The organism is Nostoc favosum CHAB5714, from assembly GCF_020829495.1.
In the GTDB taxonomy this organism is placed as follows: Bacteria; Cyanobacteriota; Cyanobacteriia; order Cyanobacteriales; family Nostocaceae; genus Nostoc; species Nostoc favosum.
Genome location: NZ_JAIVFQ010000124.1, coordinates 1 through 16,236, shown reverse-complemented (window position 1 = coordinate 16,236; position 16,236 = coordinate 1). Strand labels below are relative to the sequence as shown.

The 16,236-nt window shown below is 43.4% G+C and carries 13 protein-coding genes and 1 pseudogene; 1 reads left to right on the top strand and 13 read right to left on the bottom strand.

Annotation, left to right across the window (positions count from 1 at the left end; all coding sequences use genetic code 11):
- Positions 1-435: 435 nt before the first annotated feature.
- The 8 genes from LC586_RS35735 to LC586_RS35700 all read right to left on the bottom strand — a co-directional run bounded on the left by LC586_RS35735 (position 436) and on the right by LC586_RS35700 (position 11,597).
- Positions 436-1,947: an ExeM/NucH family extracellular endonuclease gene (locus LC586_RS35735; RefSeq protein ID WP_309143428.1), complete on the bottom strand. Its 1,512-nt coding sequence runs from the start codon at positions 1,945-1,947 to the stop codon at positions 436-438.
- Between the two features lie 113 nt (positions 1,948-2,060).
- Positions 2,061-2,594: a lamin tail domain-containing protein gene (locus tag LC586_RS35730; RefSeq protein ID WP_229490244.1), complete on the bottom strand. Its 534-nt coding sequence runs from the start codon at positions 2,592-2,594 to the stop codon at positions 2,061-2,063.
- Positions 2,595-2,744: 150 nt separating this feature from the next.
- Positions 2,745-3,866 (bottom strand): hypothetical protein, encoded by a 1,122-nt coding sequence (locus LC586_RS35725; RefSeq protein ID WP_229490243.1) that lies wholly within the window; start codon positions 3,864-3,866, stop codon positions 2,745-2,747.
- A 333-nt stretch (positions 3,867-4,199) separates the two neighbouring features.
- Positions 4,200-5,420 carry an ISL3 family transposase gene (locus tag LC586_RS35720; RefSeq protein ID WP_229490242.1) on the bottom strand — a complete coding sequence of 407 codons (1,221 nt, stop codon included), beginning with the start codon at positions 5,418-5,420 and terminating at the stop codon, positions 4,200-4,202.
- A 381-nt stretch (positions 5,421-5,801) separates the two neighbouring features.
- The gene (locus tag LC586_RS35715; RefSeq protein WP_229490240.1) at positions 5,802-6,359 is read right to left on the bottom strand and encodes a PEP-CTERM sorting domain-containing protein; all 558 of its coding nucleotides are present in this window, start codon (positions 6,357-6,359) and stop codon (positions 5,802-5,804) included.
- 121 nt (positions 6,360-6,480) lie between these two features.
- Positions 6,481-9,516, bottom strand: coding sequence for a bifunctional YncE family protein/alkaline phosphatase family protein (locus tag LC586_RS35710; RefSeq protein ID WP_229490238.1), 3,036 nt, complete (start codon positions 9,514-9,516; stop codon positions 6,481-6,483).
- Between the two features lie 247 nt (positions 9,517-9,763).
- Complete coding sequence (locus tag LC586_RS35705) at positions 9,764-10,504, bottom strand: COG4280 domain-containing protein (RefSeq protein ID WP_229490236.1); 741 nt, start codon at positions 10,502-10,504, stop codon at positions 9,764-9,766.
- Positions 10,479-11,597, bottom strand: coding sequence for an ABC transporter ATP-binding protein (locus LC586_RS35700; protein ID WP_229490233.1), 1,119 nt, complete (start codon positions 11,595-11,597; stop codon positions 10,479-10,481). Before LC586_RS35700 ends, LC586_RS35705 begins: the two co-directional genes overlap by 26 nt.
- 88 nt (positions 11,598-11,685) lie before the next feature.
- Here LC586_RS35700 and LC586_RS35695 point away from each other — a divergent pair, with 88 nt between their 5' ends.
- The gene (locus LC586_RS35695) at positions 11,686-11,871 is read left to right on the top strand and encodes a hypothetical protein (protein ID WP_229490231.1); all 186 of its coding nucleotides are present in this window, start codon (positions 11,686-11,688) and stop codon (positions 11,869-11,871) included.
- 41 nt (positions 11,872-11,912) lie between these two features.
- Here the strand turns inward: LC586_RS35695 and LC586_RS35690 are convergent, their stop codons facing one another.
- From LC586_RS35690 to LC586_RS43045, 5 genes and pseudogenes are all read right to left on the bottom strand, one after another.
- Positions 11,913-13,547: an ABC transporter permease gene (locus LC586_RS35690; RefSeq protein WP_229490229.1), complete on the bottom strand. Its 1,635-nt coding sequence runs from the start codon at positions 13,545-13,547 to the stop codon at positions 11,913-11,915.
- A gap of 44 nt (positions 13,548-13,591) precedes the next feature.
- Positions 13,592-14,602 (bottom strand): iron ABC transporter substrate-binding protein, encoded by a 1,011-nt coding sequence (locus LC586_RS35685; RefSeq protein ID WP_229490227.1) that lies wholly within the window; start codon positions 14,600-14,602, stop codon positions 13,592-13,594.
- A gap of 424 nt (positions 14,603-15,026) precedes the next feature.
- Positions 15,027-15,176 (bottom strand): hypothetical protein, encoded by a 150-nt coding sequence (locus tag LC586_RS35680; RefSeq protein ID WP_229490225.1) that lies wholly within the window; start codon positions 15,174-15,176, stop codon positions 15,027-15,029.
- Positions 15,177-15,355: 179 nt separating this feature from the next.
- A complete protein-coding gene (locus LC586_RS35675) occupies positions 15,356-15,862 on the bottom strand; it encodes a GNAT family N-acetyltransferase (protein WP_229490223.1) in 507 nt (168 codons plus the stop codon).
- Positions 15,863-16,127: 265 nt separating this feature from the next.
- Positions 16,128-16,236: pseudogene (locus tag LC586_RS43045) on the bottom strand (IS982 family transposase); the annotation flags it as partial.

The following is a 16,236-nucleotide window of genomic DNA, read 5'->3' as shown; positions in this document are numbered from 1 at the left end:
CATAGCCACCTTGACTGTCGGTTTAAACAGCTTTTGATATTTAATCGAACGGTATTAGTTCAAATTAAACCACGAAAACCGTGCATATATGTCCAGTATAAAAGTTCATAAAAGATGGACATTTTTGGGACTATAAATCCCCTAACCTAGTCACTGTAGGAGTTACGGCTTATTTGCAGTTAATGTGGTTTGAAAACCCTTGTTTGCAGTTTGAAAATTATGTTTGCAGTTTCATTTGCAAATAATGTGGTTTTGAGACCCCCTTTATTTGCAGTTAATGTGGTTTCAAAAATGCCTTGTTTGCGGTTTGAAGCGTTTATGTTTGCAGTTCGCTACAGGTAGCGCGGCTCTAAGAACAGGCGTTTTTCACTTGCTCTTTAACCTGGTCAGTGTCACTGTGGGAATTATTTTTGCACCTCAACTCGTCCAACTAGCTCAAGCAATCTCTGGTGGAGGTGGCGTAGGGCGAGAAGTTGCTAATGCTCGGATATAATCGTAGACTTTAGCGCCGATGTTGCCGTTGAGACTATTAACTAAATTAGCGATCGCGGAATTGGCATCATCACCATCATTTTCAATTTCAATTAAACCAACGACATCAGCATTAAGCGCTGCGATCGCACTGACAATCTTGGCATTTTGTCGCTCAAACTCAATAGCAGAATCTGCGCCGCGAGATGTAGGGAATCCGCCCCCCGCGCCATCTCCATTGAAGTAATTCAACACATTGAAGCTAGCAACTTTAATATTACCCCCAACGTTCTCTGGTGCAGAGGTGCGGGGATTAGTCTGGTTAAATACAGGTGTAACCGTTGGCTGAAGCCGATAATTGTTGAATCCGTAGCCAAGCACACCAGTCAGGTTCGTGGTTGTATCACCCGTCCGCAAGGTGTTATTGGCATTGAGGTAGGGGATAGTCGTAGGATTTTGAGTATTGCTCCTATCATCCACTAAAATTCTTCGGCTGTTGTTGATATTCTGCTCAAGCGTCACAGCAGCTACGTTGTTTTCATCATTTTCTGTTTCAGAGGAGGGGATGTCAGTCGAATCGATGAAGTTCGTGGGATTAAACAACCGCCCCTCAGCCGATAGTACGACCTCACCAAAACGAGCCAAGTTGAAGTTCTCGGTGACGGTTAGAGTTTCCGGGAAGGTGACGAGCGTTCCCTCGTAGCGTTCCAGGCTTGTTACGGTTGCTATAGGTAAATCTACTACAGTGGGGGCAACTGTCCCTGAACCTACCACGTTTAAACTGGTCAGGCTATCGATTTGCGTCTGATTGAAGGATTCAGAAACTTTTCCTGTAACTTGTACAACATCACCTACGTTGACATCAATGCTTGAAGGGGCAAAAACAAAGATGCCATCAGAGGTTGCTGAGTTGCCGTCCCCTGTGGAGTCTTGGATGTAGAAACCGTTCAGACCCGTACTACCCTGAAAATCTCCCACCACTACACCTTCAGTGGTGTAGAATGTATTGTTGCCAGCAAAAGGGCTAGCGTCGCCAGCTCCTTGAATAGTGTAGATTGGCGTTAGCATGAGGGCAACGTCGTTATCGGTAACATTAACGTTGAGATTTGGAATTGGTGTAGAGGTGTTGGAGTAGGCAGGGTCAGCACTACTGGTAATCGAGTGGGTAATTACACCGTTATGAGGAGAGCCTTCCATGTCCGCATCATTAACTGCCCTAACAGTCACTGTTTGAGAAGTAGTGTTGCTTAAGGACAGTGTTACTGAATTGAAGAAGTTTATACCGTCGCTACTGATTTGCGTTTCTCCGTCTGCTGCGATCGCAATGTTTACAGCACCAGTCGGCACGGTATTTAGTGCGATCGTGTAGGTGTCAGTAGTTTCACCTGCTTCGTTGACATCTGTGCTGCCGCCAGATTGAGTGATTGTCACCCCAGCAGTATTACCTGACTTTTCACGGGATCTGGAAAACCTCACTTCTATTTCTCTCTTCCTTTAAGGAGAGAGACTTTGAATTTTCCCCCTTCCCGCCACGGGTTGGGGGTTAGGGGGTTAGGTTTTTCGTGCGCTTTTCCACATAACGTGAAAAGTCAGGCAGTATTACCGCCATCAGTTGTGTAGCTTCCCAATCCGTCAAACGTATCTGTAGCAAACCCAAGCCATTGTACATTTGGTTCAAATACATCATCAGGGTTGGTATCATCCATTGTGATGCTACTCTTGCGGCGCAGTGTGTTATCTGCTGTGCTAGTTAGTCCTGTACCCCACTCAGTCCCTGGATCAACACCAATCTGACCGATTACATCTACGATGCTACCACTGGTTCCACCCTTACGTAGGACAATCGCATCGTCGCCGTTGTACCAGGAAGCGCTACTGGTTTGATCTGCCTGAGCGATAATCGTCGCATTAGCAAGACTTTGAGCAAGGACAAATACATCCCCATTTGCTACTGTACCTGTCAAGTTGATTGTTGTAGCAGGAGTACTATTGCCATTGAAGTACATCTGCACAACGTAACCTTCTGCCGATAAGTTGATTGCAGCCCCAGTGCTGTTGTAAATTTCAAGAGCTTTGTTGTTACTGCTGCCCTCTACATACTCGGAAAAAAACAAATCTGCCATTTCTCTCTGCCTACCTGTGATTGTGTATTAACTATCTAGTGAGGAATGGCACGAATTCATACCTGTGCCAGAACGTGCTGATTTATGTGAGGTCGCGCAAATAACTATTGCGACAAAAGCTCAACATCGTTGGTTAAAAACCGTATAGCATTACGGAGCCGGAACCGCTACTCGATTACTGGGAACAATCTGTGGCTGATATGAAAACACCTCTCGGCTACGGGGATCGACGCTTACCTTAACCCATTGCACATCGTTGGTGCCGTTCGCCGCATTGTTGCCAAATGTCTCGACACGAGTGAAGTTCTCTATACGTCTGCCTTGGACATCTAGAAATGGCTTGTCAATACGGAAGTAGTGCGAGTCGCCATGTACGTATGCAATCGGCTTACGGAAAGTGATCGCCTGATCGCGCAATGCTAATAAAAAGTCCTTGAAGCCATCAGGCTGCCCATCGGTTTGCACGAGCGTCTTTGGATCACGCAAAGGCGCTCTAGTTTGGTCGGTCTGATCCCACCCTGGATTAGCTTGGGAGATCAACATCACCGCCGCCGAGTTGCCTTCTTTTGCCACTCTAAAGGTTTCTTTCATCCATGCAATATTGGCTGCGTTTCGTACCGTATACTCCGTTGAGTTAGGCGCAATGTCGCACAGATTATTACACGAACCTTGGATATTGAGTGTCGCATAAGTAACTCTGCCGACTGTCCAGCGACGGTTTTCAAGACAGGGCACTGCACCGTTGACACCAAGGCACATCTGTGAAGTCTGCACTTCCTGGGCTAGCCGACGCTGCCCTAAAGAAAAATTCGTGTTGAAGAATACTAGACGCTCGTAGTCGAGGCGTTCAAGTGAATTAAATCCACCATTTGAAGGGCGATCGCAGTCTGTCCAATCGTTGTCACCCGGTGTGAAGGCTGCTGGTGCCTCCAGAGCGTTGAAATAGCCGAGTGCCTTGGTATACAGCGCGTTGTCGCAAAGGCTGTTAGAACCGGCTTTGAGATCGCCATTATGGACGGTGAAAGAAAGTTTTTGCAAATTCATGTCGTCAATTAGTCTTGTTACCCCAACCTCCTGCGCGTCCGAGTAAGGTAAATCTCCCCAAAGTCCGATCTCGTATGGCGCATTCGCGTTCTTCTTCTCTCTGGCAACCACCAAACTAGTGGTTGGAGATGCCAGGAACGGTAAAGTCAGGGCGACTAAACACACTTTACGCAGCAAATGTGTAGTAGTAAAGCGTCGTAACATTGAATAGCCAAGCTTGGTCGTCATTATATCCTCAATTATTTTTCAAATCCGTGAATGCATTTTTGACAAGTAGCTTCTGCCCATATCATTCCATTCAGCAATTTAGACTACCGGATTATCGATGATAGAGAGGTTATGAATAGGTTATAAGTGGGATACAAGTTCGTATCTTTACGGTTACTTTCTAAATTCGCATTTTCCGTTTGACCGAATTTTCGGAAACCCAATTTGGGTAATTGGGTATGTGCCTATTGTGACCGGAGGTGCGTTGGTCTACGACTTGGACTATTTGTTAGCGTGGAACTGTAAACACATTGCTAATGCTCAAATTTAGAAAAAACGGCTCTTCGGCTATTTTTATGGAGAATTAATAGTAAAGTGCCAGTTTAATAAACTGCGTAATCTAAAATTGGTAAAGTTACTAAAGCCGTATTCAAGCCTTTTAATTAACTTGAGTTTATTATTAATTCCTTCTACAGTACCACTGGTAGTTCTGCCGTCAAAATAACCAACTATTTCCCCAAACCATCTTACCATTGTACCTAGACTTTTGGGAAAATATGAACGGGCATCATACATCCAATCTAATAATTTTGTTATGCTATCTCCCCAAGATTTAGTTGTTTCAAATATCTGGCGAAATTCTTCTTTAAGTGCGTGCATTTTAGCGAGATTTGGCAAGACTTCTCGCACGGTTTTTAATTTTTCTTTTTGCTTATTATTTAAGGAATCTTCATTTTTAAGTAAGCTATACTTAGTTTTATTTAATGCCTCTAATCTTCGGATTTTTTCTGATTTATCATCTAACGACATTGCTGCTTTTTTCTCAGCTTTACGCATGGTATCTAATTCATACGTAACTTGTTTTATTACATGAAACCTATCAGCAGTGATATTAGTATTTGGCATTAACTCTTCTACTAAACTTTTATAGGGCAACCAGAGATCAATGCTCACCTCTTCAATTTGATTAAGTACATCAACTCCCCAACTGATAAGTACTTCACGGATATATTCTATTCGTCGTGATTGCACTATTTCAACTGGTTTATAAATATCTAAATCTACTAATACTGCTAAGTAATCTCCTTGTCCTTTAACTAAGGCAATTTCATCTATACCTAACCTTTTTAACTGATTTAAGTTGATGTTTAATATTTGTGATACTTGTCCTTTGACCATTGATTCAACTTCTTCATCGCTTAGTCCATTTCTTTTGGCGACACTATGAATATTACTATTTAATACTTGTTGTACTATGTCTATTGCTAATCTTTTAGTATATCCTTTACTTTTATCTACAAAGTCTAGATTCTCACTAAATACTTTTTTACATTTGTGACATTTAAATTGGCGACGGTTTATTTTTAAAAGTACTGGTTTTTGGCTCCAAGGTAAATCATGAATCATCCGCCAATGATTTTGATGTATGCTGTGAGTATTTTTTCTACAAGATGGACACGTTGAATAGTTTTCGTCTTTTTCTACAGTTATAATTATTTCTCCTCCTTCATTTTCTTGACAATCTAATATTTTCATATCAGGTAGATTCAGGATTTGCTCTACAGGAAATTTCATAGCGATCGCCTAAAACTTTACTGTGTTATAGTATAAATTAAGTTAACTCGATTATTTAAGTATATGTAAAATTGTTGAAATGATTGTATAGCAAATATTTCACTAAAATGTAGTTCATAAAATTCACTAAATTTTATTAAACACCATAAAACTAGCGGAAGAACCGAAAAAACTAGCTTAAATCAGTCTTTATTTAGTTTCTAAGCTTAGTGAGGCTGTCAGGCTCTTGGTTTGGAACTTATTCCTATTTCTCACCCTAAGGAAAGTGTTTCTTGAAAGTTAATTTAAATAATTTCGCTAGTTTTTCCAATACAGTCTTTTAGTTAGGGAATATGCTTTAAAAATGACAATATTCCCTACTTTGTTAAACTAAACTTTAGGTTAAGCTTTAACCTTTTTGTCTAATGTTAATTTTTTCTTCATGAGCCAGCCAATGCTGCAAGCAATGAAACTGCCACCTAAGATTTTAGGCTCAGGAACTTGCCTATAAGTAACTTTACCTGAACCGATTTGGATATCATCGGCAGAAGTAATTGCAAAATCATATCCATCAATTTTGTATGTGATGGAACTTGAAGGATTAGCTTTATCGGGGAAGACATATTGCAATCCAACAGATTCGATACCTGTTAAGAATGTGGTTGGAAATACAATGGGATATCCTGGATATTCAGTATCATCCTTTTCGGTGTAAATGTTAGGGTCGTTGTCGAATTGAAAATTTAGTGAGTTAACTATTGCTACCGGAATATTATCCTCACTAAAAGTTAAGTCATTGTAGCTAAAGAAACCTTCTCTTTTAGTTATAGAACTATCGACCGTGAAAGCGTAATTAATCAGTGCGGCAGATACTGATTTAGCTCCCACAATAGCAAAAACTAAGGCACAACTAGTAGCAAGCGTTAATTGCGAAACCAATTTCATATCAATTTCCTTCAAGATAAATTTCTGTAAGTAATTCTCACGAAAACTATGTAAATAGGCTTGATATAATTCCTAATTCTCTATGCTCTCCTAGCTCCTTTTTCAAGGAGCTAGGGAAAATCAAGCCTGGATTTGATTAGTTTGCTTGAGCAGAGAGGTTATCTGTACTCAAACTCAATTTACCGAGTAGCTGCGCGCGATTTTGGCGAAGGTCGGCATGGCTCCGCTCTGTTGGATAAGGCACTTTGTCGCCTTGAATGCCGGCCCAAAGTACGCGGTTGAATTTCTCAGGATCTAACTTATCTTCAACTTCAAAGTTGAAGTCTTGGGTTGCTTGCGCCCACCACTGTTTGTTACGCAGAGAGGGAATAGCTGCTGTCTTTTCTACATTCTTGTCTTGGCAAGCTGGTACTAGTTTGGGGTCTACAGGTTCACCACACAAATTACCTGGTACAACAGCTTTATAAAGAGTAAAGTTTGCTTCTCTAGTGAATGCATCTGACATTGGTTTGGCATTGGCATCAGTGATTCCTAAATAACCAATGTTCAGTAAATCTTCCATTGTCCGCACCAGGCTGACAGTGTTGTAGTTAGTACTAACTACGACATTTCGCTTAGTGTAAGGTGAAATGATATAGGCTACTGAGCGATGACTATCAATATGGTCAGGGCCATTTTGGCAATCATCTTCTACAATAACGATCGCAGTCTCTTTCCACAGAGGAGACTTGGAGATTTTTTCCACTAGCAAGCCGACGGCATAATCATTATCAGCCATTTGCAGTGCGGCAGTATTCAAACCAGCTACAGCGTTACCAAAATCACCAAAGTGGTCGTGAGGCAAACGCACTAGTGACAAGTTGGGTAATTCATTCCTTGCCAGATAGCTATCAATATCCCGTGCCCATTCGTTGTAGAGATAAATGTCTGGTTGCTTCTGGTCGTATCCCCGGAAATAGTTGTCAGTTTTATCCAACAATGCAACTTTAGCAGCTACAGCTTGAGGAATATTATCAGCAGCAGGATTTGGGGAGATGGGGATGTAACGCGGGTTAGTGGGATCTGGTTTTGTGGGATCTGCTTGGGTAGTACTGTAGTTGCCATCAACGAAGAAACCGTAATTGCGTACAGTCTTACCAGCACGCAATGCTGCATCCCAAAGATAGCCGCCGATAGCATTTGAATTCAGTTCACCATCGCCTACGGGGGCATTTACATCTCTAGTTCCAGGCAAAATAGAAGATTTACCAGAGGAATCTAACACTCCCGTTACTCGTGTATTGAATTGCGAGGGATTAGAGGAAGTTTGCGGTAGAGCAAGGTTGATATTACGGTTAGTACCTTCGTAGTCGTAGGTCAGACCGTTAAACCCAGCGTTACCATAAAGTACTGACTGAGTTTTTTCAGTGTAATCAGTTGTTCTTGCATAAGTAGACCAGTTCCAGCCCACACCGCTTGACTCACCAGAATCATAGAAGTTATCAAAAGTCACAAAGTCAAGAGCTAACTTGTGATGGTTGGGTGAAATTGGTTGCGGGAATAAAGCCAGCGCGGGATCACCATTGCCAACAGGTAAATCACCGAGTACCTGATCGTAGGTACGATTTTCTTTAACGATGTAGATGACGTGCTTAATCTTGTCCTGGAGAAACTTCATCGTCCGGTCAGGACGGCGATTGTAGAAACCGTTGTTTCTGTCTACCTGCTCTGAAAGCCTAGCTAAAGTTCCACCTTTAGGAACTGGAATAACTGAGATTCCAGCTTTTTCTAAAGCCCAGGTATACTCATTTCTAAAAGTTGCGTTGCGTGCTAGTCCGGCTGGTGTTGTTCGGTTATTTGAGGGGTTGGGGCCAGAATTGCTCTTGGCATTGACAACGTATAGGTTTTGACCATCCTTACTGACGCTTACAGAATTTGGATACCACCCAGTTGGGATACGTCCAATCACCCGACCAGATGATTGCAAGTCTACAACAGCAACAGCGTTCTCACCACCTAAAGTCACGTAAAGCTGACGTTCATCTGGACTCAGAGCCACAGAGTTGGGATTTGCTCCTTTGTACTTATCACTAGGTCGAGACAGATAGATAGTTTGGACAACGTTATTGGTATTTGTGTCAATGACTGAAACAGAGTCACTATTACCGTTAGCTACATACAGTCGCTTTTGGTCACTCGAGAGCGTTACTTTGTTTGGTTGGCTACCTACAGGTATACGGGTAATTTGCCCGGAAGCAATGTTAACAGCAACCACCTCGTTATCGCGTTGGCTAGTAACAAAGACTTTAGATGCCGCACCGTTTTCTGCACTCTTGATGGCTACATCAAAAGGGAATTCTCCTGTTGGTATTCGATCGCCTGGTCTAAAGAACTTAATTTCTCTGAGTACCTTACGATTAGTAATATCAACAATTGATATTGAGTCGTTCTCAAAATTAGCAGCTACTAAAGTTTTGCCATCTTTGCTGACATCAAGGCCAGCTACAACTGCTCCTGTTGCCACAGTTTCAGCTGGTGTGTTCTTCAACAAACCACCATCGTAGCTAGAGAAGGGCGCAGTTTGTTCGGAATTGTGACCTAGCAAAATAAAGGGAGCATCTGGCAAGTACTGGTTGCCATTGGAGGCATAAGCATAAACGCGATCGTCAATGCCACCTGATACATAAAAGCGTGTGCCGTCTTTTGCCCAAGCTAGGCCATTATATGTATTGGGAATGTTAATCTGCTGCTGCTTAACTAACTTACCGTTGCTGACATCAAAGACAAAAACCCATTCAGCTTTTGAAGTTCTCGTAGCACTTGGTTTGCCAGTTAATGGGTCTAAGACCGGATAAGTGAGATCAGCACCATTTTGACTCCTGAAGTTCTGGTTATAGCCACTGGTAAGTACCAGTAGAGTTTTACCATCGGGGCTGAGGGCTGTGGTTACAGCTTCGGCAGCATCAGCATTATTATCTGTACGCAAACCAGTCGCCAAACGTGCAAACGTCGAGCCTGGGGCAGCTGCGGGTGTAATCACTTGACCTGTGGGTAGTAATGCTCCACCTTCAGGTAGATCACCAACACGGCTAGTAGCAAGCTGGGCTGTAACTATTTGTATACTACTTACTACTATCACCACTGCGACCAGCAGGCTAAGTAGGAGATATCGCTTACGCTTGAAATTGAGCATTTGCTGTTTCACACATCAAAATTTCTTGCCTACGCAGCCAATATTCCTATTTACTAGTTAAGAGCAGGGTAAGGTGAGGTTACTTTCAGAGTAATTGAGATTGACTAAATGTTAAAAAATTTAGTAAGTTGTTACGCATTTAATTTGTACATTTACCTGATGACTGATAACTGTTAACCGTCAACAGTCAACAGTCAACGACCATCAAGAGTGTTTATATACTTTAGACGCGTATCAGCTTAGTCACCTAACCGATCGCTTCCTCTGGTTTTTGTAAACTAACTTGCCAACGCCAAATTGCCGAGGCGATCGCCATACCCACACCCCAAGCTAAAGGCAACCAAATAATTGCCCAGTGACCACCAGGCCATTTCACATCCAATCCTGCACCCAGCCAGTAAACACCAAATCCCATCAGCAGCATCGCCGCCACAAATTTCATCGGTTTGACGGGTACTTGCTGGAGTGGCGCTCTGAATAATAAGGCAAATACCACTAAACCGAATGCCGCAAAACTAGCGCCACTAATCGCTTCTAGCCATTCACCTTCGGCAGCACCCAAAGTTACAACAGCGATCGCTACTTCTACACTATCCAACAACGCACCCTTAAAGGTGGTGACAACAGCAAACCAGTTCCAGCCAGATTGATTCTCATCTTTTGCTAGTTGATCCTCCAGACTATCTTCCCCGCCACCTTTACGTTTTTTGGGAAGACCGGCATAATACCTAACTATAGAACGTGTCCACTTTTGGCCAAAAAGTAGTAGTAAAACTCCTGCCACAATTCTAAGAATATCTACAGGGATCAGTGTCAAACTTTTTCCTAAGACCAAAGATAGCAGTAACGTCAAGGCAATGCCACCGCCTGAACCAACCAGGGCATTACGCCAACCTGCCAACCTTCCAACAACGATGACTATACCCAGAATCTCGACTAATTCAATTAAAGAGCTAGCAAAACTAGCGAGAACGATTTCCCAATTCATAATATTTTGTGTTGATTGTTGAATGTTGATTGATGACTGATGACTGATGACTGTTGAACAACTTTAAGTTGGCTGTGTTTGCTATTGACAGATTTACTTGTGTACCAATGGGTAAAGATATGCTGGCTGGTGTTCGTGCATACAACTTCTTTCCAGAGGGAGTATACAAGCTATATCGATATTCATGTCCTAAAAAGAAGCGTGTCTCAATCTTCATTGCACCATCACTAGCTGGGTGCAAAATAATGTCCTCTTCGCGGATCATTAAATCTCCTTTGTCTTGAAAAATCTTACTTTCCACGGCAAAACATCCAATTTCGGTTGCCCAGCAATTTCCTTGCAACTGCGCTGGCAAAAAGTTGGCTTGAGTGACAAATTCGGCTACAAAGCGAGACGCTGGCTGAGTATAAACCGCTTCTGGTGTGTCTATTTGCTCGAATTTGCCTTGCCGCATCACCCCTAATTGATCAGCGATCGCTAGGGCTTCTTGTTGATCGTGGGTGACAAATATACCCGATATACCTTTATTTTTGAGAATTGCTAACACTTCCTCGCGCAATTTCAGCCGCACTTGTAAGTCTAGATTGCTCAAGGGTTCATCTAATAGTAGAAGTTTCGGTTGGGGAGCTAAAGCACGGGCAAGGGCTACCCGTTGTTGTTGCCCACCAGATAATTCATGAGGATAGCGCTTTTCTATTCCTGGGAGTCTGACTAACGTTAGTAACTCTGCAACTTCTTGGCGGCGATCACTTTTTTTCACCGACTGCAAGCCAAAAGCAACATTCTCAGCCACAGTTAAATGTGGAAACAAAGCATAATCTTGAAACAGCATCCCAAAATTGCGTTGCTCTGGCGGTATCCAGTGACCATTACCTGCTACTAATTGTCCAGCAATTTCTACAGTTCCCGCCTGTGGCGACTCAAACCCAGCAATAATTCTAAGGAGCGTAGTTTTCCCGCACCCTGAAGGTCCCAATAACCCCAGAACATCCCCTGGTGCTAACACTAAACTCACCCCAGCCACCGCCGGAGCATTCATTTGAGCAAATTTGAGGGTTACATTCTCCAACCGTAAAATTGCTGATGCAGCCATTGAGTCATCCTTCTGTCTTAAAAATAGGGAGTGGGGAGTGGGGAGTGGGGAGATGAGGGAGATAGGGATAGCGCTGTCAAGGTGAGTTTTGTTTTTATTACCACCTCTGAACTCGGCAGTTGAGCCTTTTTACTCGGCATTTGAGCTTTTTTACTCGACAGTTGAGCCTTTTTACTCGGCAGTTAAGCCTTTTTACTCGGCATTTGAGCCTTTGAACTCGACAGTTGAGCCTTTTTACTCGACAGTTGAGCCTTTAACAAACCTCGAAAGCTGAAATCTCCCTCATCTCCCCTGCCCCCTGCCTCCTGCCTCCCCTCAATCCACCTCCCTTTGCAAACTACGGCGTACTTCTGGGACGAGTTCTTGATAGCGATTTTGAGACAAAACCAAGAATGTGGAACTAATGGAAATTACCAGCATGATTAATGCCGCCGCCGCCGCCTGACTGTAAGAGACATTTTCCGTTGCTTTCCAGATTTGGGTGGCTAGGGTATTAAAGCCAATGGGCGCTAACAGCAAAGCGACAGGTAACTCTTTAATTGCCCTCAAAAACACTAATGCAGCTCCTGCTAAAATCCCTGGAGTTACTAGTGGTAAGGTAATTTCTTTGAAGGTTTGCCGAGGGTTTCTACTTAAACTCTGGGCAGATTCTTCTAATTGAGGATTAACCTGAAGCAGCGAACTCCTGACTGTTCCTACAGACTGTGAAAGGAACAACACTAAATAAGCAAAAATCAGCATAGGCAAGGTTTGATACAACCAAGGTAAGTAATTTGCTCCCCAAAACACTAGCGAAAAGGCAACTACAATTCCAGGTAAACCAAAGCCAATGTAACTACAGCGTTCAATGGCTGTTGTAATTCGACTAGGAAAGCGCACAGCCAAGATTGCTATTGGCAGAGCGCAACAGGTAGCAGCTAGGGCGGTCAATCCCGAAGCTAACGCTGAGTTCCAGGCGAGTTGTGTTAGTTGGAACCAAGAAAAAATTTGCTCTGCTTCTGAGCTTGCTAAACCCTGCACCAGCCAGAACACGGTTACAGCTACAGGCAAGAATAAAGCCAAGCTAGTGACGGTGAAGCAAAACAAGATGGCAGGTATTTTCCAAACCCCCAGATGAATTAATATCGGTGCATAGTGGGATTTATTACCACGGGTATAGTAAACAGCCCGCGATCGCATTTTGTATTCCAGCCACAACAACAGCAATACTAAACTCACCAGCATCAAAGCCAGCGCCGCCGCCTGATGGCGATCAAATGTATATCGGTATTGCAAAAAAATTGCTTGCGTAAATGTCTCAAACCGCATCACGGAAGTTGTGCCAAAATCCTGCAAGGCATTGAGGGCTACTAGCAATCCTCCCGCGACGATAGCTGGGCGTAACGCAGGTAAGGTAATGCGCCAAAAAGTTTCTCTTTGGTTACAACCTAAACTTCTAGCAGCTTCTTCCATTTTGGGATCGATGCCTTGCAAGCCAGCCTGGATACTCAGCAGTAAGTAAGGATAGGAAAATAATGTCAGCCCCAAAATTGCGCCAGTCCAGCCATATATTTCTGGCAAAGCTTCCACTCCCAAAGGTTCTAGCCAGAGTTGCAACCAGCTACCTTTCGGGCCAAAAGCAGCAATCAAAGCAAAACTACCCACATAGTCAGGTATGGCTAAAGGTAGTGTTGTTACCAATAGCCAAAATCGCCGCCAAGGTAAATCTGTCCGCAGCGTGAGAAATGCTAATGGTAGTGCGATCGCAGTTGTCAATATAGTGGTAGCTACAGCCAAACCAACGCTATTAAACAAAACTATCAGTGTGCGAGGACGCAAGACCAAAGCCAATAATTCCTTTCCACCAACACCAGCCATTCGCATAACCAAGTAAGTCAAAGGCAGAGTGATTGCCACAGCGATTAATCCAGCTGTAACTACCAAAAATAAAGGTGGATGAGTTTTAGTCATCAGTCATTGGTCATTAGTCATCAGTCCCCTTATCTCCCGCCTATTTACAACAAATCAGCTTGTTGAATTAATGAAATTGTTCCCTTGAGATCCGACAATTTGCTTAAATCAATATTGGGGGGTTGCAATTGCTTGAGGGGTAATTGCTTTTGCCCTACCGCAATACCTGTGACTAATGGATATTCGTAAAAATTCTCAGTGATGAACTTTTGGGTTTCTGGTTTGAGCATATAAGCCACAAACTTTTCTGCATCACTCTTTTGATCAGTGCTTTTTAGGACTGCTAAACCTGCGACGTTAATCAAAGCTCCTGCATCACCTTTGGTATGGTGGATAGCGACTGGAAAATTGGGATTGGTTTTGGTAAACCGATACAGGTAATAGTTATTGACTAATCCCAGAGCGATTTCTCCCTTTCCTAGAGCTTCTACGATCGCACTATTTTTAGGGTAGGCTTTAACACCGTTAGCTTTCATAGCTTTCAACCACTCTAGGGTTTTTTGATCGCCCTCCATCAGTCGCATTGCAGTTAGAAAGGAGAGAAAAGAACCGTTTGTAGGGGCCCAGCCAACTTTACCGCGCCATTTGCGATCGCTCAGTTGCAGTACACTTTTGGGCAGTTCACTGGTTTTGACAAGCTTAATATTATAATCAATCACCCGCGCTCTTCCCGAAATGCCAACCCATTGTCCTGAAGAAGAACGAAATTGCGGCTCAACTTTGTTGAGTAATTGGTTAGGGAGAGGTAAAGTCCGTGCTTCTCTGGTTATAGCTCCTAATGAACCCGCATCCTGAGCATAAAATATATCAGCACGGCTATTTTTGCCTTCTTCAATGAGAGCGATCGCTAGTTCTGTGGAATCACCATAGCGGACTTCAATGTTTAGCCCCAAATCTTTTTTCGCTTTCTCAATCAGGGGACGCATGATTTCTTCATCCCGCCCTGAATAAACTGTTAATGTTTTTGGGGTATCTGCTACCGCAATTCCAACTCCCCAACCCAAAAACACAGCAGTAATTGCACCAGAGATTTGCCGCATTTGATGTGAAATCATTAATTAGCCTCGGATTCCAGATTCAGAATTACAGGTCAATGAAGAGGCAGGGGGAAGGGGCAGGGAGCGGGGGGAATGGCCGCATCAAGAACTGCTGTGGAATGAAGGGGGGAACATGGGTCTGAGTTCCCCAATTCTATTAAGTGGTTCTCGTAAAGAGCGGGAAAGGTGTCGCATTCCCTTTCTGTTCTATCCCCCTTGCTCCCTGCTCCCTGCTCCCCTGCCTCTTTTTCAATTCATCTGACCAAATTTTGTCAATATTAATCACCTATAAAAGATTAACCGTTGATTTTGGTAAGGATAGGTTACGTCAAAGCACTGTGAAAGTTAAATTTAGAACATCAAAAGGTTAAGAAAACTTGCTCATATCTTTTACTCAGAACCGAATGGCACGCTTGTAAAGCTCTAAGCTATGCGACCTAAACTAAGTACAGCATTTCATTAATTCGTAGCGAATTAAATTTGGCAATGCCAATACATCGGCTGACAATGCTAATGCATCGATTGACAATGCCAACGCATCGACTGACAATGCTAATGCATCGACTGACAATGCCAACGCGTTCCCTTGCATTAAAAACGCTACGATTTTACGCAAAGCTGTACTAAGAGCTTGTCAAGAAACAACTTTTACAATTTATTATCTAGAAAGCTTGCTGAGAAAGGATTTCTAGTTTAAAAGAAGCAAGGTTGTTACATGACAAGCTCTAAGATGTAACGTCGAAGATCAGCCACTATGGCTGCATCGCCTTGTTAGGCATTTTCTTCGAGAACGCGGATCATAAGATAGCATCGACCGTATCCAGGAGGACTGTATTCACGCAAGGTGTAAAAGCCGGCCTTGGAGTAAGCACGTTGAGCAGACAGGTTCTGAATGTTCGTTGTTAGTCCGACCAACGGGACATCGCCGCGCTGACGAAGCTGTGACAGCAAGAGCAGGAGAGCCTTCGGGCCAATCCCACGACCAACGAAATCCGAATCACCTATGAGTATATCTACGTCAACCGATCCTGCCGGTATCTCGTGCAGACCGACTGAATCCAAGACCTCGCGAGAAACTGTCTGCCATCGAATGTAGCCAACGTGCCGATCTCCTACTGTGATTAGTGCCCGCTCTCCGCCGGGTGGTGGATTTACGCTCCATCCAACATGATCTTCCGGGTCAGGATACCACCGAGCTACGTGTGGGGCCACCAGCCAACGGTTAAGCAGCGTGACATCAGTGCTGGAAAATGGAGTTAATGTGACATCAATATCCATCGAAATGCGCGATCTATTTCTGCTTAACAATTTATTGTACGGATATGTCGCGGCGACACCCCAGAACCATTGACCGTTGATGAGCAAGAAACGAGGTCTTTGAGTAATTTAAGATGAGTTCGACAAACCTCTCCCTGCCTTGAACTAAAGTTCAAAGCTGTCCCTCTCCGAGCCGGAGAGGGACGATTTTGCGTAGTAAAATCAGGGAGAGGTCTTTTTGATTCAGCTTAAGCAAAGACTTTGGGTTAACGTGAGTTCGACGGAACTAAAAAATAGCAGGAGGCAGTGCAGGTAAGTCTTTTGGGTAAATATCGATCGATGGTTTTTTGGGCAAATAGGTATAGGCAACCAAACCAGCTATCAAGTTAACCAAA